This window comes from Cryptosporangium arvum DSM 44712 (assembly GCF_000585375.1).
In the GTDB taxonomy this organism is placed as follows: Bacteria; Actinomycetota; Actinomycetes; order Mycobacteriales; family Cryptosporangiaceae; genus Cryptosporangium; species Cryptosporangium arvum.
Genome location: NZ_KK073874.1, coordinates 8420061 through 8443373, shown reverse-complemented (window position 1 = coordinate 8443373; position 23313 = coordinate 8420061). Strand labels below are relative to the sequence as shown.

The window sequence follows — 23313 nt, the reverse complement described above, 5'->3', positions numbered from 1 at the left end:
TGGTAATCATGGCGCACGAGCGGACGAGAATAAGGGTGACGTTCCTCGCGTTTGTCTGATTCGGTTCAGTCAGGTGAGCGGGCCGCCGCCCACATCTGTTCGAACTGATTGGTCCAGTACAGGAACCATCTGCGGCTGTCGGAGGTGCCCAGCTCGAAATGCATCCGGGACGACGTCGCCTCGTTCCGAAAACCATGGAATTCGACGATGACCCGGCCTTGTTTGCCGGTCGGATCGATCGCCACGAGACTGAAGCCGGGGTTGTAGTCGAGGTACCGGTACTCGAACGTGCCGGTCTTCGGCCAGGTGTTCGCGATCGCCTCCAACCGCTGGACCACCTGGCGGTGGCACGCGCCGAACTCCTGCAGCGGGTACGTGATCGAGTCGTCCAACTGGCGCACCGCGAGCGTCATCGCGGCCTCGTTCGCGGGGTCGAGCACCATGACACGCAGGCTGCCGTCGGGGCGGGACATCGGCCCGGCCCGGAGCGCGGCCAGGTTCTCCTCGGACAGGAAGTTGATCCCGGTCGGCGCGAAGAGCCAGACTTCGCGCGCCTTCCGGAGCCGGGCCGCGGCCGGCGCCGCCTCGAACCCTTGGCGGTCCTGCAGCAACTGGTCGATGGTGACGTCGGGCTTGGGAGCAGTGGTGCGGTAGACGAGCACCCCCAGGCCGGCCAGCGCCACGGCCCACCGGAGGTCGACCGAGATGGCGTCGCTGAGCACGGTGACGACGGCGAAGACCAGCGCGAGCGCGGAGACGACATACGCGTCGAGGTGCCGAAGCGCAGCGATGTCCGCCGAAACCCGCCGAGCCACCCCACGCATGTTGTTTCCCCCTGCTGGCGATCCCGCGACCTGCGGTGGGCACCGTCGTCGTCGTGTTCGTGCGATCAGGCCGGGCGGTCGGTCCGCGCCAACGCCCCTCGGACATCCGCTCGCTCGGCCACCTCCGGATCGAGCCGGATGGCCGCGTGCAGATCGGCCCTGGCTTCGCGATCAGCTCCCCGGGACGCGTGGAGCAGGCCGCGTTCGAGCAGGGCCTCGACGTTGTCGGGGGCGACGATCAGGGCGGCGCTGAGCATCGCGAGCGCGCCTTGGGCCTGGCCGAGTTCGCGGAGAGCGCGGGCCAGATCGACCTTCGCGGCGATGTCGGCCGGAAGCAGGCGGACGGCGAGCGTCAGTTCGTCCAGCGCGCCGGTTCGACGCCGGCCGGTCTTGGCCCGACGGTGTCCGGTTTGAGCGAGGAAGGAGATGGCCTCGCGGCGGATCTCGGGCAACGAGACCAGGCTCAGTCGAACCGCCTCGAGAGCGTAGGCCTTCATCAGGTCTTCGCGCCCCTCGGCGAAGGCGGCCTGTGCTTGGCGTAGATAGCCGAAGGCCGTGCTGTCCACGTCCGGCTCGGTCGGATCGGTCCACTGTCGAGCGGTGTCGTGAATGGCGCGCGCCAAGGCCTCGTGCGCCAGCTCGAACCAGCGGGACCCGAATCGGACCTCCGAGCGCAGTACCCGACGTGACTCGAATGCGAGGGCGACCGCATTCGGGAGGCCGCCGGTGAGCGCGACGCCCTGATAAGCCGCGCTGGAACGCCCTTGGTGGTGGAGAAAGGTTCGCGCCAGCCAGGCCCAGACGTCGATCGGACGATAGTGGAATCGGGCCGCCACCTCGTCGACGGATTCCGTGCAGAACCGACGCAGCGACTCCTCGACGGTGCCCCGGTTCCGGAGGAACTCGGCCGTGATCACGGTCGTGCCGGACGGCAGCGAGCGCCACAGGCCCGCGCAGGCTACTTGCAGGTGGACGGGCTCGATCCTGCTGGCGCTGATGTCGGTCACCTCACCGACGGAACTGGTCACCCGCGTGGTGCGGAGGTGGGTGACCATCCGCTCGGCGACCCCGGGGGCGAATTCCCGTCCGACTCGGCGAACCGGCGCGGCGACGGCGGCCAGGGCCGAGGGCGCGTCGAGGGAGTGCAGTTCGTACCGGGCCCGATAATGCGAGCCGATCCGGGCCTCGTGCCGCAGCAGCGACGAGACGTGATCCGAGCGGATGGAGATGAGCACCCGGAGTCGCTTGACGCGTTCGGTTGCCCGGGCGAGTTGATCGAGAAACTGCTCGACATGTTCCGCGTTCCCCGGATCGTCGCTGAAGACCCGCTCGAACTGGTCGATCGCCACCAGAAGCGGCAGCGGCAAACCGTCCCCGTCGACGGTGGCCGGGACTTCGGAAAGGAATTCCGGCAGCGTCATCTGCGCCAGCTGCGCGGGGGTGGCCCCCGGGCGCCAGAAAGAGAGCAGCCGAAAGACGTACGGGTTCGGTCCGTCCGGATCGGGCCGGAGCGTGGCGTTGGGGGCCGGAAGCCGACCGATAGGTAGGAAGTCGGTGCGATAGCGGGCTCCGGATGCGGTGATGTCCGGTAAAACGCCGGCCTGGACGAGCGACGTCTTTCCCACTCCGGTGCGGCCGTAAAGAACCAGCAGGCGGTTGCTCAGCCAGAGGTTTCGCACATCGTCGGATTCTCGGGTGCGCCCGAAGAAGAGCGGCCGGTCGGATGCCTCGAAAGGGCGCGAGCCCACATAGGGAGATACCTGCTCACCTGACATGGCCGTACCCCAAGCGACGGTTCAACTCGGTGCAGAAGTTCTCTGCGGTGCCCCAGTAAACCGAGATGTCCTGCCGTTCGAAGTGGTGATTCAGAAATGACATCGCACGTTCGAAGGTCACCCGATCGGTGTCTTGTAACGGGTCGATCAGCTGGATGCTGACGTGCCGTCGTCGCTCCTCCCGGGGAAGCAGCCGAGTGAGCCCTTTCGAGAGGACTTGAAAAGACCAGTCTTTCAGGCTGTAGCCGATGAACAGGAGCGGCCGGAGGGTCATCAGCGGTAGCAGTTCGTTGGGGATGATGCTCTTCTCGTCGAACCCCTTGTCGATCGCCAGTGCCAGCAGGAAGTTCAGGTAGTCGTCCTGGGTCAGCACCATGGAGTGCGGGTCGGTGGCCGCGCCGTGCAGGTGGAAGACGACCGGAGCCTCGGGTCGGGGGTCCACCGGATCTCCGGTGTTGGTGCGGTCCCAATGGCAGATGGCGGTGTTCGGCGGGCGCCCGTGAGCGACCAGGGCCTGCGTCATGTACGGGTCGTAATTCGTGGTGAGGTAGAGCGGAATCGGGAAGCGAGCGAGTAATCCGTGCGGCGAGGTGCTCGCGCGAAAATTGGGCGAGACGTATCGGGTCAGGCGCTGAGCGACCAGCGACTTCAGATCCACGGCATCGCCGACCTGGAATGCGGCGTACTGCATCACGCGCGACAGATCGTCGCGGTCACGGAACGGATAGCCGTACTCGTCGGCATACATCTCGGCGAGTTCCCCACCCCCTGGGATAGCGCCTGCGCACGCTCCGGCACCGATGAACGGTATGCACTCGCCTTCGCTCAACTGCCGGATTAGTCGATTCCAGTCACTCTCTTGCACCGGCGGCGACTCCCCTCAAGCGGCTGCCGGGACAGGTGCGACACAGCTGCGGTAGCGCCGCAACTGCCGCCGTCCTAGTGTGACAGAAGATCGACGGCGTCGAACCGCGTTCCGAGTTCCATGGTTCACGCTAGTCTTCCAGGGGGGCCGCAATACGGCTTCCGCTCTACATTCTTGTGCCCTCCCGGTGGTTGCTCGACTCTGCTCGAGTTACGAGGCTGAGGTGGTTCGGTGACGGAGATCAGTGGCCCGGCCCGAGAAATTCCGGTGGTGTGGGGCAATGTCCCCCAGAGAAACAAGAACTTCACCGGTCGCGCGACCCTCCTCGAGGAACTCCGGGCACAGCTCAGGCGAGAGCAGAAGGCGGCGCTACTGCCCTATGCCATCCACGGTCTCGGTGGCGTCGGTAAGACTCAACTCGCGGCGGAGTACGCCTACCGCAACAGCGCGCACTATCAAGTCGTTTGGTGGGTATCGGCAGACCAGTTGTCGATTGCCCGGTCCGGACTGGCTGCCCTCGCTCCCCGGCTCGGTCTGCAGGAACTGACGCCCGGTCGCACCGAAGAAGCCGTCGCGGCCGTGCTCGACTCGTTGAGACGGGGGACGCCCTACAGTCGATGGCTGCTCGTCTTCGACAATGCGGATCAGCCCGAAGATCTTCGCGAACTCCTTCCGCAGGGACAGATCGAAGGCCACGTCCTCGTGACGTCACGAAATCACCGCTGGCAGAGCGTCGCCGAGACGGTCGAGGTCGACGTGTTCTCCCGGGCCGAGAGCCTGGAGTTCCTGCAGCGTCGGGTGGCCGGGATCGCTGCGGAGGACGCCGACCGGCTCGCCGAGGAACTCGGTGACCTTCCGCTCGCGCTCGAGCAGGCAGGCGCACTGATGGTGGAGACCGGCATCCCCAGCGGCGACTATCTGAAGGCACTCCAGGACGAAGCGGGGAAGGTGCTCACGGAGAATCCGCCGACGGACTATCCGGTGCCGGTGGCCGCAGCCTGGAGCATCTCGATGGGCCACGTGAGCCAGCAGATGCCGTTCGCGCTGGAGCTGCTCCAGCGGTGTGCTCTGCTCGGTCCGGAACCCATCCCCCGCGACCTTCTCGTCCGTGGTGCCCGGAGGCTTCCGGGTTCGTTCGGCGAGAACCTGCAGGATCCGATCATCGTGGGTCGGGCGATGAGGGAGCTGGGCCGGTACGCGCTCGCACGAATCGACAACAACCGTCGGACGGTTCAGGTTCACCGGCTCATTCAGCGTCTGGTGCGCGACGGCCTGGACCACGAGCAGACGATCCAGATCCGGAGCGAGGTCCACCTGCTGCTCGCCGAGCGGGACCCGGACAACCCGAGCGACATCCAGAACTGGCCGCGTTATCAAGAGATCTATCCGCACCTGTTCCCGTCGGGTGCGCCGGAGTCGACCGACCCGGTGGTTCGGCGTCTGATCCGTAACGTCACCCTCTACCTCTATCTGAGCGGCGAGTACGCCGCGTGCAACACGCTCATCGATCAGGCCCTGGCCGCCTGGGAGTCCGACTCCGGTCCGGAGGACCAGAACGTCCTGATCCTGCGCGGGCAGAAGGCGAATCTCCTGTGGGGACGAGCGCGTTATGCGGAGGCCTACGAGCTCCGGCGGCCGACGCTGACGCTCATGCGCGCGGTGCTGGGTGAGGACAATCCGGAGACCCTCACCGTCACCAACGACCACGCCGCCGACCTGCGCGTGAGAGGGGAGTTCGTGGCGGCCCTCGAGCTGGACGAGGATTCCCTGCGGCGACACCGGGAGACGTTCGGCGACGAGAGCCTCGAGACGTTCCGCGCCCGCAACAACCTGTCCCTCGACAACGAGCTGATCGGCGACTACACGATCGCGTTGGAGCTCGACCAGCACAACTACGAGGAACAGCTGGCGTTCTTCGGGCAGGACGACGACCCGAACGTGGTGCTGTCCCTCGCCGGGATCTCGCGGGACCTCCGGCACCTGGGCCGCTACAGCGAGGCGTTGGATCGCGCGCGCCTCGCCTACGAGCGCTACGAGCGTCTGGTCACGAACAAGACCCTGGCCAAAGACCACCTCTGGGTGCTCACCCAGTATCGCGACATGGGCATCGTCCAGCGGCTGGCCGGCGAAGTCGAACCGGCGCTCAAGCAGGCTCGTGACGCCTACCAGCGGTTCCAGAGCTCGATTCTCGGTGGTGACCACCCGGACGCGCTCGCGGCCGGGATCAGCTTGGGCAACGCACTCCGGCTCGCGGGCTCGCTCCGGCTACCGGGCGGGGACTACCTGGGCGAAGCCGTCGACCTTCTGAACGACACGGTCGCCCGGTACGGAAACGTGTGGCAGTCTACGCATCCGTTCGCGCAAGCCGCCACGATCAATCTCGCGGTCGTGCAGCTCGCCCGGGACGGGTACGAAGAGGCTCGTCGTTACCTCGAGGAAGCGCGTGCCGGCCTCGAGGTCTCGCTCGGTTCCGGTCACCACTACACGCTGGTCTGCGCGGCGAACCTGGCGACGGCGCTGGCCGAACTGGGCCAGGTGGAGGAGGCTCGCGCGCTCGGAGAGGCGACCACTCCGCAGCTGCGCGCAGTGTTGGGCCCGGAACATCCCCATACGCTCGGCGCCGAGCTCAATCTGGGGCTGGATCGCATCGCCGACGGCGATCGGGCGAGCGGTGAGGCGCTTCGCCGCGAAGCGATGACCGGGTTCGCGCGTATCCTGGGCTCGGGCCACTACGACGTCGAAACAGCCGAACGCCGGGGACGAGTGTCGTCGGTGATCGATCCCCCTCCGATCTAACCCAGATGGACGGGCGGCGCGGTGAGGCCGTCCGACACCCATTCCGCGAGTCGGTGCGGGTCGGGTACCCCGTCGCTCCTCAGCGTGTCGTGGAGTTCGCGGATGAGCTCCGGGTGGGCGATGAGCGTCGCCGCTACCGGAGTTCCCAACTGGTGGTGAGCCAGCGCAAGGCCGGTCCACGCGTCCACCGGTGCGGCTGATCGGACGACCGCCTGCGCGTACAGCTCCGCGGCGTCGGCGTGCTTGCCGTCCGCATAGGCCAGATCCGCCGGGCGGAGACCGTCCGCGTGCTCGACGGTCGCCGCGGGGTTGCCGAGGAGACGCTCGCGGGCCAGTCGTCGACGCCCGCTGGTCCAGGACGCGCGGGAGCCAGGAACGGGGCGCGCCCTCGGCACGGTGCCGGCCGGGTAGGGACGATGCTCCCGCCACGCGCTGGCCACCGCCCGCAGGTCGTCCGGGTCGGTGTGGAGGTTACGGAGCCGCCATCCGATGCAATTCTCGCGCTGTGCGTCCTCGGCGAGTTCGAGAGCAAGCGCCGGCACCGGCGCGCGCAACAGCGGTTCCAGCGCACGACGCATGCCACGCACGAACTCGACGCCGAGTTCGGTCAGCGCCCCGGACTCGAGCAGCGAACCGAGGACGACGTCGACCGCGTCTCGCCACCGCGCGAACTCGAAGTGGGCGAGCCGGGCCGCGTCGCCACTTGCTTGCCAGCGTTCGATCTCCCAGTAGGCGACGAGGTTGAGGTGGGCATAGGCACCTTGGAGAAGGCCGGGCGCCGGTCGGGGATCGGTTCGCCATGGCGCGTAGAAGACCGCATCGCTCGGCTCCACCAGCCGGAAATGGCTCAGCAGGCTCCACAGCTTGTTGTGCGCGTGTTCGTGGACCAGCGCTTCGGCCATGTGTTGACCGTCCAGCGGTTCGGTGAGCGCGATGCCCCCGACGCTGTCGCCCGATGACGCGCTGACGCTCGGCTCGCCCGGAGTGACGAGCAGTGGAGCGAGACAGGTGATGTCCCGAGCGATCGACAACGCTCGATCCGGATGCCGCCGGACCAGCAGGCTCCACGCGTCGTCGAGACAAGCCTGCCAATGCGTCGCGGCCGCGTCGGACAGTCGGCCGCCGATCGGCAGCTCCTCCGGTATGCGGTGGGGGTCGAGATCATCGATCGTCACACCGATGCGGTGGCCCTCGGCGACCGACTGGAGGTCGCGGAGCGGCCGCCAGGTCGTCTCGTCCGCATCGCGGAGTCGAGCGACACCGTTCTCCACGTGGACGGTCAGCCAGCGTCGCTGTCCGAGCCCCTCGAACAGCCCAGCCCCAGGGAGGGGAACGGAGCCGTCGGCACGAACCCGGACCGGGATCTCGCCCGTCGTCCCGGCCCGCAGCACCGCCGCGGCCACGATGCCGTTCAGGTAACCGGCGTCGTCGGCGACCTCGGCCGGAGAGGCGCCGCCGTGCAGCCGACGGAGAGCGTGCATCCCCCAGTCCCCGACCGCGGGGTGCAGCAGGAGCCGGTCGACCTCGTGCGGCGCGGCCTTCAGCGCATCGGCCAGCAGAGCCCACCCGGCGGCGAGCCGCGCATCCTCGGCCACCGTCGGGCTGGACGTCTCGATGCTACGTCGCACGGTATGGAGCAGAAGACGTCGTTTGCTGAGTTGTCCTTCGCGGAGCACGCCGGTTTCGTCGGCGCCGCCGGCGGCCAGGGAGGCGAAGACGACTGCGGGTACTCGGAAATACTCCATCTCAGTTCTGTTCCTGGTGGTCACGGAGCTGGTGGACAACTGCGCCCCGGACGTGCTCGATCAGAGCGAACAGGTCGGGGCAGTACACGGACCGGTTCTGGAAGCCGGCGCCCGCCCGATAGCGGGTCGGGTAGGCGCCACCTCCACACGTGCGCCCGAACCGGCAGGAGCGGCACGCGTCGGCCAGCGCGTCGATCCCGAGCTGACGGGCGACGACGCCGGGGTGCCGAAGCGCGTCGTCGATCAGGTGAGTTCCGACGTGCATCCCGGTCTCCGCGGCGCCGGGGTACGCGTTGCGGAGAGAATCGATCTGCTGGATCGAACCGTCGGTTTCGATCACCAGCGTGGCGACCGGGGACAGGCCGATGTTCTCCGACCGGCTGTGTCCGCCCAGGAGCAGTTGCAGAATCTCCTCGAACAGACGTATGCCCGGACGCGGGCCCGGCTGCGTGAACCATCGATCGAAGATCGCGCTGAGCCAGTCCGCGTACGGGGTGGTGTCATCGTCGGGTCGGCCGGGTGGACGAGAGTTCCAGTCACCGTGAGGCAAGAGGAAATCGATGCGCGGAGGTGAGAACTCGGCGAGCTGCTGGTAGGTGGCGATCGGGTCCTGCTCCAGGTCGACGACGCACAGCAGCCCGGCGTAGATCGACCGGTACTTCGGCTCACCGAGTCGGCGCAGGTTGCGTTCGACGATGCCGAAGCTCGGCCGTCCGTCGGGGAACCGCCGATGGCGATCGTGGGCGGTCCGGGTGCCGTCCATGCTGACGCCGACGCGGATGCCGTGTGCCAGCAGCGTGTCGAGAACTGTGCCGTCGAGGAGGACGCCGTTTGTTTGTACGGAGGCGTCTAGTTCGGTGCCGGCCGGGAGGTGCTGTTCGATCGAGTCGAGGGCATGGAGCAGTGCGTCGGGGCCGTAGAGCATCGGTTCGCCGCCGTGGATGATGGCTTCCACCCGACTTAGGCCGTGTGCGTCCGCGTGCTGTCCGATGCGCGCGCCGATCGCGTCCACTGTGGCATCGGACATCCGATGTGGACGATCTTGCCACGCTTTATCGGCTTTATTAAATATGTAGCAGTAATCGCAGTTCAGGTTGCAGCGCGATGTCAACTTGAGGATGAACTGGCTGATCGGTACCGGCCGCCAGTTCTCACTAGCCAATTCGTCAATACTCGTTCGGTCGAACGGCCATTCTTGTCGTTCTCCCCAGTAGCCATCTCGCGGGTGGGCCGATATGCCCACTGTGTGCGATGGCATTACTAGAGGCTCGCGCTGAAAGACGCCGTGGTCTGGTCCGGAGTGCTGGCTTCTCGGACCAGTCGCACCATTGCGTCTTTGAGTGCTGAATCCGCCATGGTGTCGAGGTTTTCTAGGTCAGCCCCGTCAATCATTATCAACTCAGAGTGAAGGTTGGGCTGCGGCTCGCGCGTCATTGGGCCTATATATCACAATTTACGCGGATTTTCTACATGACCGGAGAGTAGACTCTTCGAGCTGCGGTTGGATTGGATACCTACCGTGCCGCTGGCTGCATCGAAGCGAGCGAAATCGTAGCGGGTGGCCGAGGGGCCAACTAACACGTCCCTATCGAGCTCGTCCCCCGGACCTACGGAAACGGGATCGGTTGTTCCCCGATCGACTCCACAATTCGGTCCAGCGGGACGAACTTGAAGTTCTGGCGCTGCACCGACGAGCCCTCCACGTTGTAACCGTCCTGGCAGACGAACATGCCGGTCGGGAACGCCGGGCCCAAGGGGCGTGACGTGGCGTCGATGCCGTCGGTGTCCTGGCACCCGTCGACGCCGCCGCTGTTCGCTACGCGGAAGCGGCCGAGGTACTTGTTGTCCATCCGGCCGTACACGGTGAAGTCGCTGCTGCCCTGGGACGACGCGTACAGGCGGTCACCGGCGATGGCCAGCCCCTCGACGTCGGCCTGGATGTGGCCGTCGCGTTCGGGACGGGCGCCGTCGACGAGGGTACGGGTGCGGCCGGCGTCGGGCTCGGCGCCGTAGCGCCAGATGCCGACCTTCTCCTGGCCGATGTAGAGCGCGCCGGACGCCTCGTCGGCGACGCAGCCCTCCACGGCCCGGCCGAGGTTGAACAACCGGACGGACTTCGCGGTCACCTTCGAGCCCCGGACGGTCAGCTCCCACTGCTCGACCCGGCCGGACACAGCGTTCGGGAACGCGTAGAGCTTGTCGGTCTTGGGGGAGCGGTACAGGCAGACGCCGTGCGCGGTCACGGTGGTGGGTACGACCGCGGCCGACGACAGGCGCCTGGTCGCGGGATCGACCAGGTAGATGCGCAGCACACCCTCGCCGGTGTCGTCGTCGGCGGCCACCACGACGTTGCCGCGCACGTCGACGTTGTTCGGGAACACGTTCGGGATGCGCTGGAGCCGCTTGCCGGTCAGGTCGTACGTCTCCAGCGCGCCCTTCTTGTCGGTGCCGACGATCATCGAGCGCGACGAATCGTTCGGGTCGAACCAGAACGCGGGGTCGTCCGCGGCGTCGCCGGAGTGCTCCACCGGCTGGGTCTCCACGGTGGCCCCCGCGGTCACCGGGGCCTCGGCGGCAGCCACCGGTCTGGGCGCGGACGGCACGCTGCTGCCCGTGACCACCGTGACGGCGACTGCCGCTACCAACCCCAGCGCGATCCGCATGTAGTTACGGTATCGACACGCACCGACACTTACTCCGAAGACACGCGACGGGCGATCGTGACCCCGTCCCCGAGCGGCAGAACGGCGTGGGTCACTCGGGGATCGTCGCGCACGTGGGCGTTGAACGCGCGAATCGCCGCACCGCCTGGTCGGGTCGGATTCTCCGACAGCACCGACAGGTGAAAGAACACGTTGTCGATCAACAACACCCCTCCCGGACGTACGCGCGGCACCAGCTCCTCCCAGTACGCGAGGTAGTTCGGCTTGTCGGCGTCGATGAACACCAGGTCGATCGTCGGCTCGGCGGGAAGCGCGCGCAGGGCCTCGAGCGCGGGGCCGATCCGGAGGTCGATGCGGTCGGCGACCCCGGCCCGGTCCCAGTACCGCTGGGCCACCGACGTCCACTCGTCGTTGACGTCGAGGCACAGCAGTCGCCCGTCGGCGGGCAGGCCGCGGGCGATGGCCAGCGACGAGAAGCCCGTGAACGTGCCGACCTCGACGGCCGACCGGGCGCCGACCAGCTGCGTGATCAACGTCAGGAACCCGGCCTGTTCCGGAGGGATCTGCATCCCGGCGGGACCGGGGAACCGATCGGCGGTCTCGGCGATCAGATCGCGGGCCACGTCGTCGGGCGGTGGGCCGATCGCGATCGTGTAGTCGTACAACTCTGCCGGCATCCACTCGTTTCGGTGCGTCACCGAACCACCGTAGGCTGGATGCGGTGACGCGAACCCGGGCTACTTATCTCGTCTACGCGGTCCTCGGGTTCTACGGCTGGTTCATCTACGGCTTCGGGCCGGTGGTGCCGCTGCTGCGTGACGAGCAGGGCACCAGCCGCGCGGTGGCGAGCCTGCACGGCACCGCGCTCGCCGTCGGCGCCCTCGCCGCGGGCGCACTGTATCCGTTCCTGACGCGCCGGATCGGACGCGCGAGAACGCTGTGGACGACGGTCGTCGCACTGGCGCTCGGCATCGTCGCCCTGACGGCGGTGCCGTCGGTGCCGGTGGTGACGATCGCGACGACGCTCGGCATCGGTACGGTCGGCGCGATCCTGGTCAACAGCATCGCGCCCACGCTGCTGGGCATCCACGGGCCCGCGTTCTCCGGAGCCGCGCTCACCGAGGGCAACGCGATCGCCTGCGGCGTGGGGCTGGTGGCTCCGCTGGCGATCGGCTTCTCCCTCGACCAGGGTTTCGGTTGGCGACCCGCCCTGCTGGTGGCGAGCGTGCTGGCGGCCGCGATCCTCGTGCTCGCCCGCGCGACCGCCACCCGTCTGCCCACCGGCACCGATCAGCATTCCGACGTCAGCCGCGCGCCCGCCGCCGGCCACGAGATCGCCTCCCGGGGGCGTCCGGGCCTGCCGAGGCGGTTCTGGGTGACGTGGGTGATCATGCTGTGCTGCATCGCGGCCGAGTTCGCGACCACCCTGTGGGCGTCCGATGTGCTGCGGCACCGCACCGGCTCGACGGCGGCGCTCGCCACGGCCGCGGTCACGGCGGTGGTCGGCGGGATGTGCGGTGGGCGGATCGTCGGCGCAGTGTCGGCCGCCCGCGCCCCGGGCCCCGTGCTGCTCCTGCCGGCGCTGGGCGTCGCCCTGATCGGCGGGGCCGTGTTCTGGATCACGACGTCACCGGTCGTCGCGATCGTCGGCCTCGCGATCCTGGGTTTCGGGCTCGGCCCCACCTACCCGCTGTCGATGGATCTCGCGATGCAGGCGTCGGACGGCCAGCCCGACCGCGCCGCCGGGTACGCGTCCTACGCGGCCGGTCTGGCGGTCGGCAGCGGCCCGTTCGCGCTCGGCGCGCTGGCCGACCAGGTCGGCCCCCACGGCGCCTTCCTGGTCGTACCGGCTCTGTTCCTCGTCGCGGGCGGCGGCGTACTGGTCGTCCGCCGCACCGCCACCTGACTCGTCAGACCCAGAAGTCGACCGCGCTGAGGTCCAGATCGGCCAGTAGGCGGCGGAACAGCGGCAGGGACAGCCCGACGACGTTCGTGTGGTCCCCGTCGATGCCGTCGACGAAGATCGAGCCCCGCCCGTCGATCGTGAACGCCCCCGCGACGTACAGCGGCTCGCCGGACGCGACGTACGCCGCGATCTCGTCACCGCTCGGGGTGGCGAACCGCACCGTCGTCGAGGCCACCGCGGACACTTCCCGGCCGTCGACGACGACACAGTGGCCGGTGCGCAGCACACCCGTGCGCCCGGCCATCAACTGCCAGCGCGCGATCGCGTCCGCGGCGTCCTTCGGCTTGCCGTAGGCCACGCCGTCGATCTCCAGGACGGAGTCACATCCGACGACCACCGCGTCCGGAGCGGCCAGCGACGCCACGACGGCGCGGCACTTGAGCCGGGCCAGCGAGAGACAGATCTCGGCCGGCGTGCCGGTGGCGCCCGACTCGTCCACACCGGACACCACGACGTCGGGCGCGAACCCGGCGGCGCGCAGCAACGCGAGCCGGGCCGGCGACTGCGACGCCAGCACGAGGCGGCGGGTCACGGCGTCAGCGATTTCGTGAGCACGAGCGCCACGTCGGTCTCCCACAGGTCCTCGAGCTGCAGCACGGGCGCGTAGCCCTGCCCACGCCAGAACCGCCGGGTGGGTTCGTAGGTGTGCGACGACGCCGACGTGATCGCCGAGATGTTCTGGAAGCCCTGAGCGGCCAGCAGACGCTCGAGGCGGGTCAGCAGCGTCGTGCCCACCCCGCGGTGCCGCAGTGCCGCGTGGACGGCCATCCAGGTGATCTCGGCGGCCTTGTCGCCGTGCCGCTTCCAGGTGAGGAACGCGATCACGTCGCCGCCGGGGCCGAGCGCGACCAGGCCACCCTGCGTGCCGAGGTCCCGCGCGGCCTGGGCGATGCTCCGGCCGCCGGGCGCCGGCTCGTCGTCCTCGTCGGGTATCCCGTGCCGGCCGCGGCTCGGGCGGACCGGATGGGAGGCGGTGACCCTGGACGCGCTCCGCACGGCGCCGACCTTGGGACGGTGCGCGCCAACCTTCTCCGGCTCGAGGTCGAGCGGCTCGGCCGAGGCCGCGGCGGCGTCGCTGACCGCGAAGAACCGCGGCAAGGAGGCGATGACGCGAAGGCAGCCTTCGACGTCGTCCCGCCGGAGTGGTCGGATCGAAAGGCTCATCGCGGGAGCCCGGAGGCGCGCCACGCCCCCGGACCCGCGGCGAGCGGCGCACCGATCCGTGCTTCCTGCCGGCGCCAGAGTTCACGTGGACGCGGCGCCGCCGGGGCGGCCGCCGCCGAGCGGGCCGCGAGTACACCGACGAGCGCGGCGAGTTCCTCAGCCGTAGGCACGCCTCGAAGTACCCGGATAACCGGCTCGTCGTCCTGGGTGGTCATCACGTCCCCATCGTCCGGTGCGGAGCGACCATGCGGCAAGTTCTGCGCGCACAGCGTTACAGCGGAATGTTGCCGTGCTTCTTCGGGGGCAGCGTCTCCCGCTTCCCGCGCAGCATACGCAGTGCCCGCGCGATCTGGACGCGGGTCGTCGAGGGCCGGATGATCTGGTCGACGTACCCCCGTTCGGCCGCGATGTACGGGTTGAAGAGCGTGTCCTCGTACTCCGCGATGAGCTCCTGGCGGCGGACGGCCTGCTGCTCGGGATCGTCGATCGACGTGAGTTCCCGCCGGTAGACGATGTTCGCCGCACCCTGGGCGCCCATCACCGCGATCTGGGCGGTGGGCCAGGCCAGGTTGAGATCGGCACGCAGGTGCTTTGAGCCCATGACGTCGTACGCGCCGCCGAACGCCTTGCGGGTGATCAGCGTGACCTTCGGGACCGTCGCCTCGGCGTAGGCGTAGATCAGCTTCGCGCCGCGCCGGATGATGCCGTCCCACTCCTGGCCGGTGCCGGGCAGGAACCCGGGCACGTCGACGAGCGTGAGCACCGGGACGTTGAACGCGTCGCAGAACCGCACGAAGCGTGCGGCCTTCTCGGAGGCGTCGATGTCGAGCGTGCCCGCGAACTGCATCGGCTGATTCGCGACGATGCCGACCGGGCGGCCCTCGACCCGGCCGAAGCCGACCAGGATGTTCGGTGCGAACAGCGCCTGCACCTCGAGGAACTCGGAGTCGTCGACGATCGCCTCGATCACCCGGTGCATGTCGTACGGCTGGTTCGCCGAGTCCGGGATGAACGTGTCCAGGAAATCGCCGTCGGGCGCGTCGTCGTTCTCGTACAGCGGCGCCTCGTCGAGGTTGTTGCTCGGCAGGTACGACAGCAGCGTCTTGACGTACTCGAGCGCGTCGTCCTCGTCGGCGGCCATGTGGTGGGCGTTGCCGGACTTCGTGTTGTGGGTGCGCGCACCGCCGAGGTCCTCGAACGAGACCTCCTCGCCGGTGACGGTCTTGATGACGTCGGGACCGGTGATGAACATGTGCGAGGTCTGGTCGACCATGATCACGAAGTCGGTGAGCGCCGGGCCGTAGACGTGCCCGCCGGCGGTCGCGCCCATGATCAGCGAGATCTGCGGGATGACGCCGGAGGCCAGCACGTGCCGCTGGAAGATCTCGCCGTACAGGCCGAGCGAGACGACACCTTCCTGGATGCGTGCGCCGCCGCCCTCGTTGATGCCGATGATCGGGCAGCCGATCTTCATCGCGAGATCCTGCACCTTGACGATCTTCTCGCCGTAGACCTCGCCGAGCGCGCCGCCGTACACCGTGACGTCCTGGCTGAAGACGCACACCTGACGGCCGTCGATCGTGCCGTAGCCGGTGATCACGCCATCGCCGTAGGGCCGATTCTTCTCCAGGCCGAATTGCGTCGAGCGGTGCCGGGCGAACTCGTCGAGTTCGACGAAAGAGCCCTCGTCGAGGAGCGCGTCGATCCGCTCGCGCGCGGTTTTTTTCCCCTTGGCGTGCTGCTTCTCGACCGCCCGGGCGGACCCGGAATGGACCGCCTCGTCCACCCGTCGTTCGAGGTCGGCGAGTTTGCCGGCCGTCGTGTGGATGTCGGGACCGTCGACCGGGTCCGACGACTGGGTGGCTTCGAGAGTCATCGTTGATTGCCCTCCTCCGCAGCGGCGCGTTGGCGAGCCTAAAGCAGTTTCTTCGGTGGTTGAGTGAAGTAAGGCGTGGATCACTCTTTACGGTGCGTGGTGTGGACAACGGTAGGAACGCACTGAATCGTGCAACGTTGCGGGAACGGATTCGGGACCCGTTCTGGCGCGACGTCCAGGTCGTCGAGCGCACCGGATCGACGAACGCGGATCTGGTCGCCGCCCGCGGGGTTCCGGAGGGCACGGTGCTGGTCGCCGAGGCGCAGGATGCCGGGCGCGGCCGGATCGGGCGCACCTGGACGTCCCCGCCGGGCGCCGGGCTCACGTTCTCGGTGCTGCTGCGGCCGATGGAGGTCCCGCGGGAGCGGTGGGGGTGGCTGCCGCTGCTGGCCGGCGTCGCGTGCGTCGCGGCCCTGCCCGGCGTCGACGCCCGCCTGAAATGGCCGAACGACCTGCTGGTCGGGCCGGACCGCAAGAAGGCGGCGGGCATCCTCGCGGAGGCCACCGGGGACGCCGTGGTGCTGGGCATCGGGCTCAACGTCACGCTCACCGCCGACGAACTACCGCCCGACCGCCCCGACACGACGTCGCTGGCGCTCGCCGGAGCCCCCGTGCTCGACCGCGAGGTTCTCCTCGCCGCGATCCTCGACGAACTGGCCGCGCGGTACGCGGACTGGCGGGCCGGGGACGAGGACCTGCGCGCCGCCTACCGCGGGCACTGCGACACGCTGGGGCGCGAGGTCCGCGTCTCGCTACCGGCCGGGCAGACGCTGGAAGGCGTCGCCACCGACGTCGACGCCGAAGGCCGTCTGGTCGTCGGCACCACCGCGGTGGCCGCCGGCGACGTGGTGCACGTCAGGCCGCAACCGGGACCGGAGCGTCCGGCGCCGCCGTCCGCGACGCCCACCGGGTCGTCGTGAGCACTCCGGTGCCGGCCACGACCACGCCGATCACCGCGACCAGCCACCAGGCCGGGTGGGTCGCCTCGGCGAACCCCGGGTCCTGGGCGGCGGCCCCCGCGGTCAGCGTCCCGGCCACGGCGACGCCGAGCACCTGGCCGATCTGGCGCGCCGCGGACGTCGTCGCCGAGGCGACCCCGGCCTGCGCTTTCGGCATCGACGAGACGGCGGTGTTCGTGATCGGCGTGTTCACCAGCCCGTGCCCGAGGCCGAACACCGCATAGGCCACCGCGAGGAGCACCAGCGACGTCGAACCGCTCAGGAACGAGAGGAGCACGCCGGCGACCAGCACCGCCGACCCCGCCAGGATCATCGGCACCCGCACCCCGATCCGCCCGACCAGCCGCCCGGCCAGCGGTGACGCCACCACGGCGGCGAGTGCCAGCGGCAACGTCAGCGCGCCGGCCGCGAGCGCCGAGTAGCCCCGGTTCTGCTGCAGGTAGAGCGTGTTCAGGAACAGCAGCGCGGCCAGCGCGGCGAAGTGCAGCACGGCCACCACGCTCGCCCCGGCGAACGGCACGCTGCGGAAGAACCGGACGTCGATGAGCGGTTGTTCCCGGCGTCGCTCGTAGACGACGAGGGCGGCGACGGCGACGGCGGCCAGGCACAGCAGCCCGAGGATCTCCAGCGACGCCCACCCGGTCGCCGGGCCCTCGATCAGCCCGTACGTCGCCGACGCCAGCGCCAGCACGACCAGCACCTGGCCGACCGGGTCGAACCGCCTGGCCACGGCCGCTTTCGACTCCGGCACGACCAGGTGCGTCAGCAGTGCCCCGATCAGCCCCACCGGCACGTTGATCCAGAAGATCGACCGCCAGCCGATCGTGTCGACGAGCAACCCGCCCACCAGCGGGCCGAGCGCCATGCTGATCCCCGCCACCGAACCCCAGGCGCCGATCGCCTGCGCGCGCTCGCGGGCGTCGGTGAACGTGTTCGTGATGATCGACATCGCCACCGGTGTGAGCATCGACCCGCCGATCGCCTGCAGACCTCGGAACACGATCAGCCAGCCGAGGCTCGGCGCCAGGCTGCACAGCAGCGAGCCGAGCGTGAACAGCACCAGGCCGGTCTGGAAGACCCGGCGACGGCCGAACCGGTCACCCATCGAGCCGGCGAGCAGCAGCAGCGAGGCGAGCACCACCAGGTAGGCGTCGACGGTCCACTGCAGGCCGGAGAGCGGTGCGTCCAGCTCCCGGCCCAGCGAGGGCAGGGCGACGTTGACGATCGTGTTGTCCAGCCCCACGAGGAACAGGGCGAGGCAACACGTCGCGAGGACAGCGAGTCGGTGACGACGGGACAGTTCGGGCACGGATCCCAGCGAACACCGGAATTGTTTGAAGCGCTAACCAACGTGTTGGGTCACACAGCCCGAACCGACCCGATGGTGGAGGGCGGGCTCTCCCGCCCCGACGACACCGCGGTGACGTAGTAGTCGTACTGGTGCCCCAGGATCAGCCCCTGACGACCCCACTGCAGGTCGCGCGAGCCCTGCCCGGCCAGCTCGAACTCCCCGCCGGCGGTGGAGTCGCGCAGGTAGATGCGGTACTCGGCGGTCTGCGGAACCCGCTGCCAGGCGACCAGGAGCGCACCGTTCTGGGCCAGCGCCTTGACGTCCTTCGGCGTCGCCGGCACCGGCGGCCCGGGGATCGAGCCGAACTCCCGGCCGTACGCGTATGAGTGCGCCAGCTGGTTGACGAACCGGCTCGCGATGAAGAACTCGCCGGCCTGCGTCGGGTGCGTCCCGTCCCAGGTGTGCAGTTCGCGGTTCCAGCCCGAGCGCAGGTCGACGACGCTGACCAGCGAGTCGCTCGTCGTGCGGGCCTGGGCCACGCCGGCCAGGCGCACCGCGAGCTCCGCCATCACGCTCGGCGCCACCTCGCGGTGCCCGTCGGGCTGTCCCAGCAGGATCTGGGCGCGCGGGTTGGCCTCCTGCACCTCGGCGACGATCCGGTCGAGGCTGGCCGCGGCGTCGGCGGCGGTGGAGCCCTGGATCGACAATGTGTCGTTCGTGCCGAGGTCGATCAGGACGAGGTCGGGCCGCTCCGAGCGCATCAGGTCGGGCACCCAGCCGACGACCGTCGACGCGGCGACGCCGGCCTGCGAGTCGTGCCGGCTGCCCCACTGGGTGTGCGGGACCGCGTAGTCGCCGGTCCAGGTCTCGGTCTTGCTCCCCACCCAGGTCGGCCGGGACGCCGGGTCGAGCTTCCGCCAGGCCCAGTACCGCCAGGTGTGGTCGCCGATCGCGCCCGAGGTGATGCTGTCGCCGAGCGTCATGATGCGTGCGCCCTGGTCGGGCAGGCACGGGAAGCTCGTCGTGGCGTCGGCGTACCAGCGACGGCAGCCGGAGCCGCTGAACGCCCAGCCGCGGTCGGCGCTCACCAGTTCCTCGACGTTCTCGCCGCCGGACGCGACCGTGCCGACCGCGCAGTTGGCCGGGGCCACGCCCTCGGCGGAGGTGTCGCACTCCACGCGGTCGCGCCGGGCGATCGCCAGCGTCGCGCCGCTCGCCGCCGCCGGACCGGCCGGGAGCTTCGCGGTCACCGTGTAGTCGCGGCCGGGGGAGAAGTGCTCCGGGCGCAGGGCGCCGATCCGCACCAGCGTCTCGGTGCAGGTCTGTCCCTCGCCGATCGCCAGGTAGGGCTGGGTGTCGTCGGGCAGGCCGGTGCTGCGCGTCGGGGAGTCCGCGCCGGTCCACCGTTTCGCGGCCCCGCACGGCCCGACCGTCCGAACCGTGAGCCGCAGCTCCAGGCCGTGGCCGTCCAGTCGCTCGATCGCGTCGGCCGTCCGGAACCGGAAACTGATCCCGATCCGGTGCGACCGGCCCTGCTCGGTCATCGTGAGCTGCCCGGCCTCGGGCGCCCAGGCCGCGCCGTCGTCGGTGGCGAACCCGTACCGCTTCGACGCGGCTTCGACCGGCCGCGTCGGCTCGTCGCCGAGCGTCCGGACCAGGACGACGGCGATCCCGCCGAGCAGCACCACGACGGCGACGATCGCGATCGTCACCTGACGGCGACGTCGTCCGCGCCGCCCTAACTCCGAGCGCCCGGTGCTTTCCGAACTTGGGCGCATCACCGATCCCGCGCGCAATGCGCCTCCCGTGGATGGCATCCTTCGCAGAACACGGTAGGCCCGGACGCGAAACGATCGGGTCGTTCGGAGAAAGTGGACCGATAGGTCCGCCGGCTCACCGCAATCCGAGATGGGCGCTCACCGCGGTGAGCGCGGCGCCGTAGGTGGCCGCCGCGGTCGCCTCGTCGGCGTAGTGCCCGGCCAGTTCGAAACTGACGACGCCGTGCGCGGTGGCCCAGAGCAGGTCGGTCGCGTCGACGAGCGCGAGTTCGGGCGCGCCCGTTCGCTCGCGGAGGACCGTCACCGCGTCGGCGAGCACGTCGAAAGCACGTTTCGACTCCGCGACGGCCTCGGGTGACGGCGTGAAGCCCGGGATCGCCTGGCCGAACATCACGCCGTAGTAGGCGCGTTCGGCCAGCGCGTTCTCCCGGTAGGCCCGGCCGGTGGCGGCGAGCCGATCCGCGGGGTCGTCGCCGGCGGCCTCGACGGCCTCGGCCAACCGGCGCCGGAGGCGGGCGAACCCTTCCCGGTACAGCGCCTCGGCCAGGCCGTCCTTTCCGCCGAACATCGTGTACAGCACCGTCGTCGAGCAGCCGATCTCGCCGGAGACCCGGCGCATGGTCAACGCCTGCGGCCCTTCGGCCACGAGCAGTGCGCTCGCGGCGTCCAGCACCGTGCGACGCAGCGCCTCCTGCCCGGCCGCCTGCGCCCGCCGGTACGGCGTTTCCGTGGTCATCACGATCAGGGTAGGGGTCGGTGGAGGGGGACACCGGCCTCGGCCAGTGAGGCCGCCAGCCGGAAGTACTCGTCCCCGAACGGGTCCAGGCCCCGCTGCGGCATCGCACCCCGGCGCAACGCGACGTTGTGCGGCGCCGCTTGGGCGGCGAGGGCGAAGTGACGCTCGGCCGCGTCCGCGTGCCCGTTGGCGGCGAGCCACCCGGCCAGCCGGGTCTCCGCGCGGGCGAGCTGGTCGGCCGGTGACGGCAGCCGCATGTGCTCCCGGACCTGCTCCGGAGTCAGGCCGGCGTCGTCGTCGCGCACCCAGCGGCGCAGCGCCGCCCCGGACGCGTCCGCGCTCAGCCCGTTCCAGTCGCGGAACGTGTCGGTCGCGGTCTGCGAGTCCTGCGGCCGCACGATCCGGCCCTCCTCGTCCAGCCACACCGCCGTCGGCACGTTGACGACGGCGAACGCGTCGGCCGCCGCCCCGTCGACGTCCACCAGCGCCGGGTGGGTCGTCCCGGCCTCGGCGTGCCACGGTGCCGCGCTCGCCACCTCGGTGTCGAGCGCGATCGTCACGACGCTGAACCCGGACGGCGCCAGCTCCGCGTGCCGTTCCTGCCAGGCGCCGAGGTCGTACCGGCACCCGCACCAGGACGCCCAGAACACGAGCGCGACCTTCCGGCCCCGGAACGAGGACAGCGCCACCCGCTCCCCGGTGACCGTCGGGAGCGTGAGCTCGGGTGCGGACGCGCCCGTCAGCGCCTGTCCGCGAGCCACCCCGTTCGGTGCGGTGGCCAGCGCCCGTGCCTCCGGATCGACGGCCACCACGAGCCCGGCCGGGTCCGCGAACGCAACGACGTCGAGCCCGTCACCGGTCTCGAAACCGGCGGCGCGGAAGCTCGGAATGCACGCGTCCCCCCGGCACCAGCCGGGAGCCGAGCGGTGCCAGCCGAACACGTCCTGGGCGGGGTCGGCGCGCAGTGTGCCGGCGTCGTCGACCGCGGCGCGAAGGGTGGCGGTGGCGGTGCCGTCGAGCACGGTCCAGGTGTCCATGCGGTCGACAGTAACAGCGTTACTGATACAAGACAACGTTATTACTCCCGAACCGCTCCGAACGACTCAGACGATTGACACCCGAGCCGATGGGGGGATGCGACGCGTGATCACGACCGAGGAGCTCATCAATGGCCGAGACGTCTGTCGAAGCGCGCCGCACGGGCGGTTTCGCATTCCGGCACCTTCCGGTGGCATGGAAACTGCGGTCCCTCGCGGCCCTCGTGTGCGTGTTGCTCCTGACCGTCGGTCTGTACGGGTTGGTTCAACTCGGCAGCACCCAGGACCGGTTGAAGTCGCTCTACGACAAGAACCTGCACAACATCCAGCTGATCAACACGGTCGACTCGAAGGTCGCCGACGTGCGCCGGGACGTCCTGAACCTGGCCCTGGCCCAGACGCCCGCGGACACCCAGGAGCAGAAGGCCACGACCGAGAAGACGATCAACGAGGTCAATGTCGCCTGGGCCGCGTTCGCGGAGACCGAGGTCGGGAGCGGAGCCGACGAGCGGGCGGCCTTCGTCTCCGCGTGGCAGGCCTACCAGAAGGCGCTCACCGATCGGGCCATCCCGCTCGCCGTGGCGAACCGGTACACCGAGTTCCTCGCCTACCGGAAGGCGACGACGACCCCGCTGGCGAACACGCTCATCTCGGCGCTGAACCAGCTCGGCGCGCTGCAGGACGCCGACGCCAAGGCCAAGCTCGACGCCTCCGCCGACGCGTACTCCCAGGCCCGGATCCTGACGATCGGGCTGATCGTCGTCGCGCTGTTCGCCACGTTCCTCGTCGTGCAGCTGATCACGCGGTCGATCGCCCGCCCGCTGCGCGAGACCGTCCGCGTGCTCGACGGTCTGGCCGACGGGCGCCTCGACCAGCGGTTGGCGGTCGACAGCCGGGACGAGGTCGGGCAGATGGGCGGTGCGCTCAACACGGCGCTGGAGAAGCTCTCCGACACCGTCGGCACCGTCATCGAGTCCACCGACCAGCTCAACAGCGCGTCCAGCCAGATCAGCGGCGCGTCGCAGTCGCTGTCGCAGGCCGCCACCGAGCAGGCCGCGAGCGTCGAGGAGACCACCGCGAGCATCCAGCAGATGGGCGCGGGCATCTCCCAGAACAGCGAGAACGCCGGGGTCACCGAGGGCATCGCGACCAAGGCCGCCGCCGACGCGACCGAGGGCGGCAGCGCGGTGCTGCAGACCGTCGACGCGATGAAGCAGATCGCCAGCAAGATCTCGATCATCGACGACATCGCGTTCCAGACGAACATGCTGGCGCTCAACGCGACGATCGAAGCCGCCCGCGCCGGTGAACACGGCAAGGGCTTCGCGGTCGTCGCGACCGAAGTGGGGAAGCTCGCCGAGCGCAGCCAGGTCGCGGCGGCCGAGATCAGCGAGCTGGCGGCCGGCAGCGTGCACACGGCCGAGCGCGCCGGCCAGCTGCTCCAGGAGATCCTGCCCGGCATCACCCGGACGTCGGACCTCGTCCAAGAGATCGCCGCGGCCAGCAGCGAGCAGACCTCCGGCATCCGCCAGATCGACACCGCGATGGGCCAGATCAGCAAGATCACCCAGACGAACGCGTCCTCCAGCGAGGAGCTGGCCGCGACCGCGCAGCAGATGTCGGCCCAGACCTCGCAGCTGCAGGAGGTCATGGGCTTCTTCCAGACGTCGAACGTACGCCGTCGCCCACCGGCGGTCAGCTACGGCGGCGGCACCTACGGCACCCCGAAACGGACCACCGGCAGCGCCCGGCTCACTCCCGCGGGCGCGTTGCCGGTCGGGTCGGGGCCGTCCGACGTCGACGACAGCAAATTCGACCGGTTCTGAGCGGAGGTAGCG

19 protein-coding genes are annotated in these 23313 nt (G+C 69.6%); 4 read left to right on the top strand and 15 right to left on the bottom strand.

Annotated elements, in window-relative coordinates; genetic code table 11:
- Positions 1 to 65: 65 nt before the first annotated feature.
- From CRYAR_RS38555 to CRYAR_RS38545, 3 genes are all read right to left on the bottom strand, one after another.
- A complete protein-coding gene (locus CRYAR_RS38555) occupies positions 66 to 815 on the bottom strand; it encodes a hypothetical protein (protein ID WP_035858223.1) in 750 nt (249 codons plus the stop codon).
- Positions 816 to 889: 74 nt separating this feature from the next.
- The gene (locus CRYAR_RS38550; RefSeq protein WP_157018401.1) at positions 890 to 2599 is read right to left on the bottom strand and encodes a tetratricopeptide repeat protein; all 1710 of its coding nucleotides are present in this window, start codon (positions 2597 to 2599) and stop codon (positions 890 to 892) included.
- A complete protein-coding gene (locus CRYAR_RS38545; protein WP_035858219.1) occupies positions 2589 to 3347 on the bottom strand; it encodes an SIR2 family NAD-dependent protein deacylase in 759 nt (252 codons plus the stop codon). The genes CRYAR_RS38550 and CRYAR_RS38545 overlap by 11 nt, the downstream gene beginning before the upstream one ends.
- A gap of 348 nt (positions 3348 to 3695) precedes the next feature.
- On the opposite strand from CRYAR_RS38545, the gene fxsT reads away from it, so the two are divergent.
- Positions 3696 to 6260, top strand: coding sequence for an FxSxx-COOH system tetratricopeptide repeat protein (fxsT, locus tag CRYAR_RS38540; RefSeq protein ID WP_051571503.1), 2565 nt, complete (start codon positions 3696 to 3698; stop codon positions 6258 to 6260).
- Here fxsT and CRYAR_RS44235 read toward each other — a convergent pair.
- The 4 genes from CRYAR_RS44235 to CRYAR_RS38520 all read right to left on the bottom strand — a co-directional run bounded on the left by CRYAR_RS44235 (position 6257) and on the right by CRYAR_RS38520 (position 11366).
- On the bottom strand, positions 6257 to 8005 hold the full coding sequence (locus CRYAR_RS44235; RefSeq protein ID WP_084701512.1) for an HEXXH motif domain-containing protein: 1749 nt from the start codon (positions 8003 to 8005) through the stop codon (positions 6257 to 6259). The two genes, fxsT and CRYAR_RS44235, sit on opposite strands and share 4 nt — an antisense overlap.
- A 1-nt stretch (position 8006) precedes the next feature.
- Positions 8007 to 9167 carry an FxsB family cyclophane-forming radical SAM/SPASM peptide maturase gene (locus tag CRYAR_RS38530; RefSeq protein WP_211247849.1) on the bottom strand — a complete coding sequence of 387 codons (1161 nt, stop codon included), beginning with the start codon at positions 9165 to 9167 and terminating at the stop codon, positions 8007 to 8009.
- A gap of 445 nt (positions 9168 to 9612) precedes the next feature.
- Entirely contained in the window at positions 9613 to 10668 is a 1056-nt protein-coding gene (locus CRYAR_RS38525; protein WP_051571499.1) for a phytase, read from the bottom strand.
- Positions 10669 to 10697: 29 nt separating this feature from the next.
- Positions 10698 to 11366, bottom strand: a complete 669-nt coding sequence (locus CRYAR_RS38520) for an O-methyltransferase (protein WP_035858215.1) — start codon at positions 11364 to 11366, stop codon at positions 10698 to 10700.
- Positions 11367 to 11389: 23 nt separating this feature from the next.
- Between CRYAR_RS38520 and CRYAR_RS38515 the strand changes: the two genes are divergently transcribed.
- Positions 11390 to 12574 carry an MFS transporter gene (locus tag CRYAR_RS38515; protein ID WP_051571497.1) on the top strand — a complete coding sequence of 395 codons (1185 nt, stop codon included), beginning with the start codon at positions 11390 to 11392 and terminating at the stop codon, positions 12572 to 12574.
- Positions 12575 to 12578: 4 nt separating this feature from the next.
- Here CRYAR_RS38515 and CRYAR_RS38510 read toward each other — a convergent pair whose 3' ends face one another.
- The 4 genes from CRYAR_RS38510 to CRYAR_RS38505 are packed head-to-tail and all read right to left on the bottom strand — an operon-like array spanning position 12579 to position 15674.
- Positions 12579 to 13178, bottom strand: a complete 600-nt coding sequence (locus tag CRYAR_RS38510) for a Maf family protein (protein WP_035869559.1) — start codon at positions 13176 to 13178, stop codon at positions 12579 to 12581.
- Positions 13163 to 13798, bottom strand: coding sequence for a GNAT family N-acetyltransferase (locus CRYAR_RS46465; protein ID WP_157018399.1), 636 nt, complete (start codon positions 13796 to 13798; stop codon positions 13163 to 13165). Before CRYAR_RS46465 ends, CRYAR_RS38510 begins: the two co-directional genes overlap by 16 nt.
- Positions 13795 to 14013 (bottom strand): acyl-CoA carboxylase subunit epsilon, encoded by a 219-nt coding sequence (locus CRYAR_RS46460; RefSeq protein ID WP_084701504.1) that lies wholly within the window; start codon positions 14011 to 14013, stop codon positions 13795 to 13797. Before CRYAR_RS46460 ends, CRYAR_RS46465 begins: the two co-directional genes overlap by 4 nt.
- 56 nt (positions 14014 to 14069) lie before the next feature.
- Positions 14070 to 15674, bottom strand: a complete 1605-nt coding sequence (locus CRYAR_RS38505; RefSeq protein ID WP_051571495.1) for an acyl-CoA carboxylase subunit beta — start codon at positions 15672 to 15674, stop codon at positions 14070 to 14072.
- A gap of 137 nt (positions 15675 to 15811) precedes the next feature.
- Here CRYAR_RS38505 and CRYAR_RS38500 point away from each other — a divergent pair, with 137 nt between their 5' ends.
- Entirely contained in the window at positions 15812 to 16594 is a 783-nt protein-coding gene (locus CRYAR_RS38500) for a biotin--[acetyl-CoA-carboxylase] ligase (RefSeq protein ID WP_245620599.1), read from the top strand.
- Here the strand turns inward: CRYAR_RS38500 and CRYAR_RS38495 are convergent.
- The 4 genes from CRYAR_RS38495 to CRYAR_RS44230 all read right to left on the bottom strand — a co-directional run bounded on the left by CRYAR_RS38495 (position 16530) and on the right by CRYAR_RS44230 (position 21475).
- Positions 16530 to 17942 (bottom strand): MFS transporter, encoded by a 1413-nt coding sequence (locus tag CRYAR_RS38495; protein WP_035858213.1) that lies wholly within the window; start codon positions 17940 to 17942, stop codon positions 16530 to 16532. The genes CRYAR_RS38500 and CRYAR_RS38495 overlap by 65 nt on opposite strands.
- Positions 17943 to 17992: 50 nt before the next feature.
- Positions 17993 to 19636, bottom strand: coding sequence for a GDSL-type esterase/lipase family protein (locus CRYAR_RS38490; protein ID WP_035858211.1), 1644 nt, complete (start codon positions 19634 to 19636; stop codon positions 17993 to 17995).
- 181 nt (positions 19637 to 19817) lie between these two features.
- Positions 19818 to 20438, bottom strand: a complete 621-nt coding sequence (locus CRYAR_RS38485) for a TetR/AcrR family transcriptional regulator (RefSeq protein ID WP_035869545.1) — start codon at positions 20436 to 20438, stop codon at positions 19818 to 19820.
- A gap of 5 nt (positions 20439 to 20443) precedes the next feature.
- Complete coding sequence (locus CRYAR_RS44230; RefSeq protein ID WP_051571489.1) at positions 20444 to 21475, bottom strand: TlpA disulfide reductase family protein; 1032 nt, start codon at positions 21473 to 21475, stop codon at positions 20444 to 20446.
- A gap of 131 nt (positions 21476 to 21606) precedes the next feature.
- Between CRYAR_RS44230 and CRYAR_RS38475 the strand changes: the two genes are divergently transcribed.
- Positions 21607 to 23301, top strand: a complete 1695-nt coding sequence (locus CRYAR_RS38475) for a methyl-accepting chemotaxis protein (protein WP_051571488.1) — start codon at positions 21607 to 21609, stop codon at positions 23299 to 23301.
- Positions 23302 to 23313 lie beyond the last annotated feature (12 nt).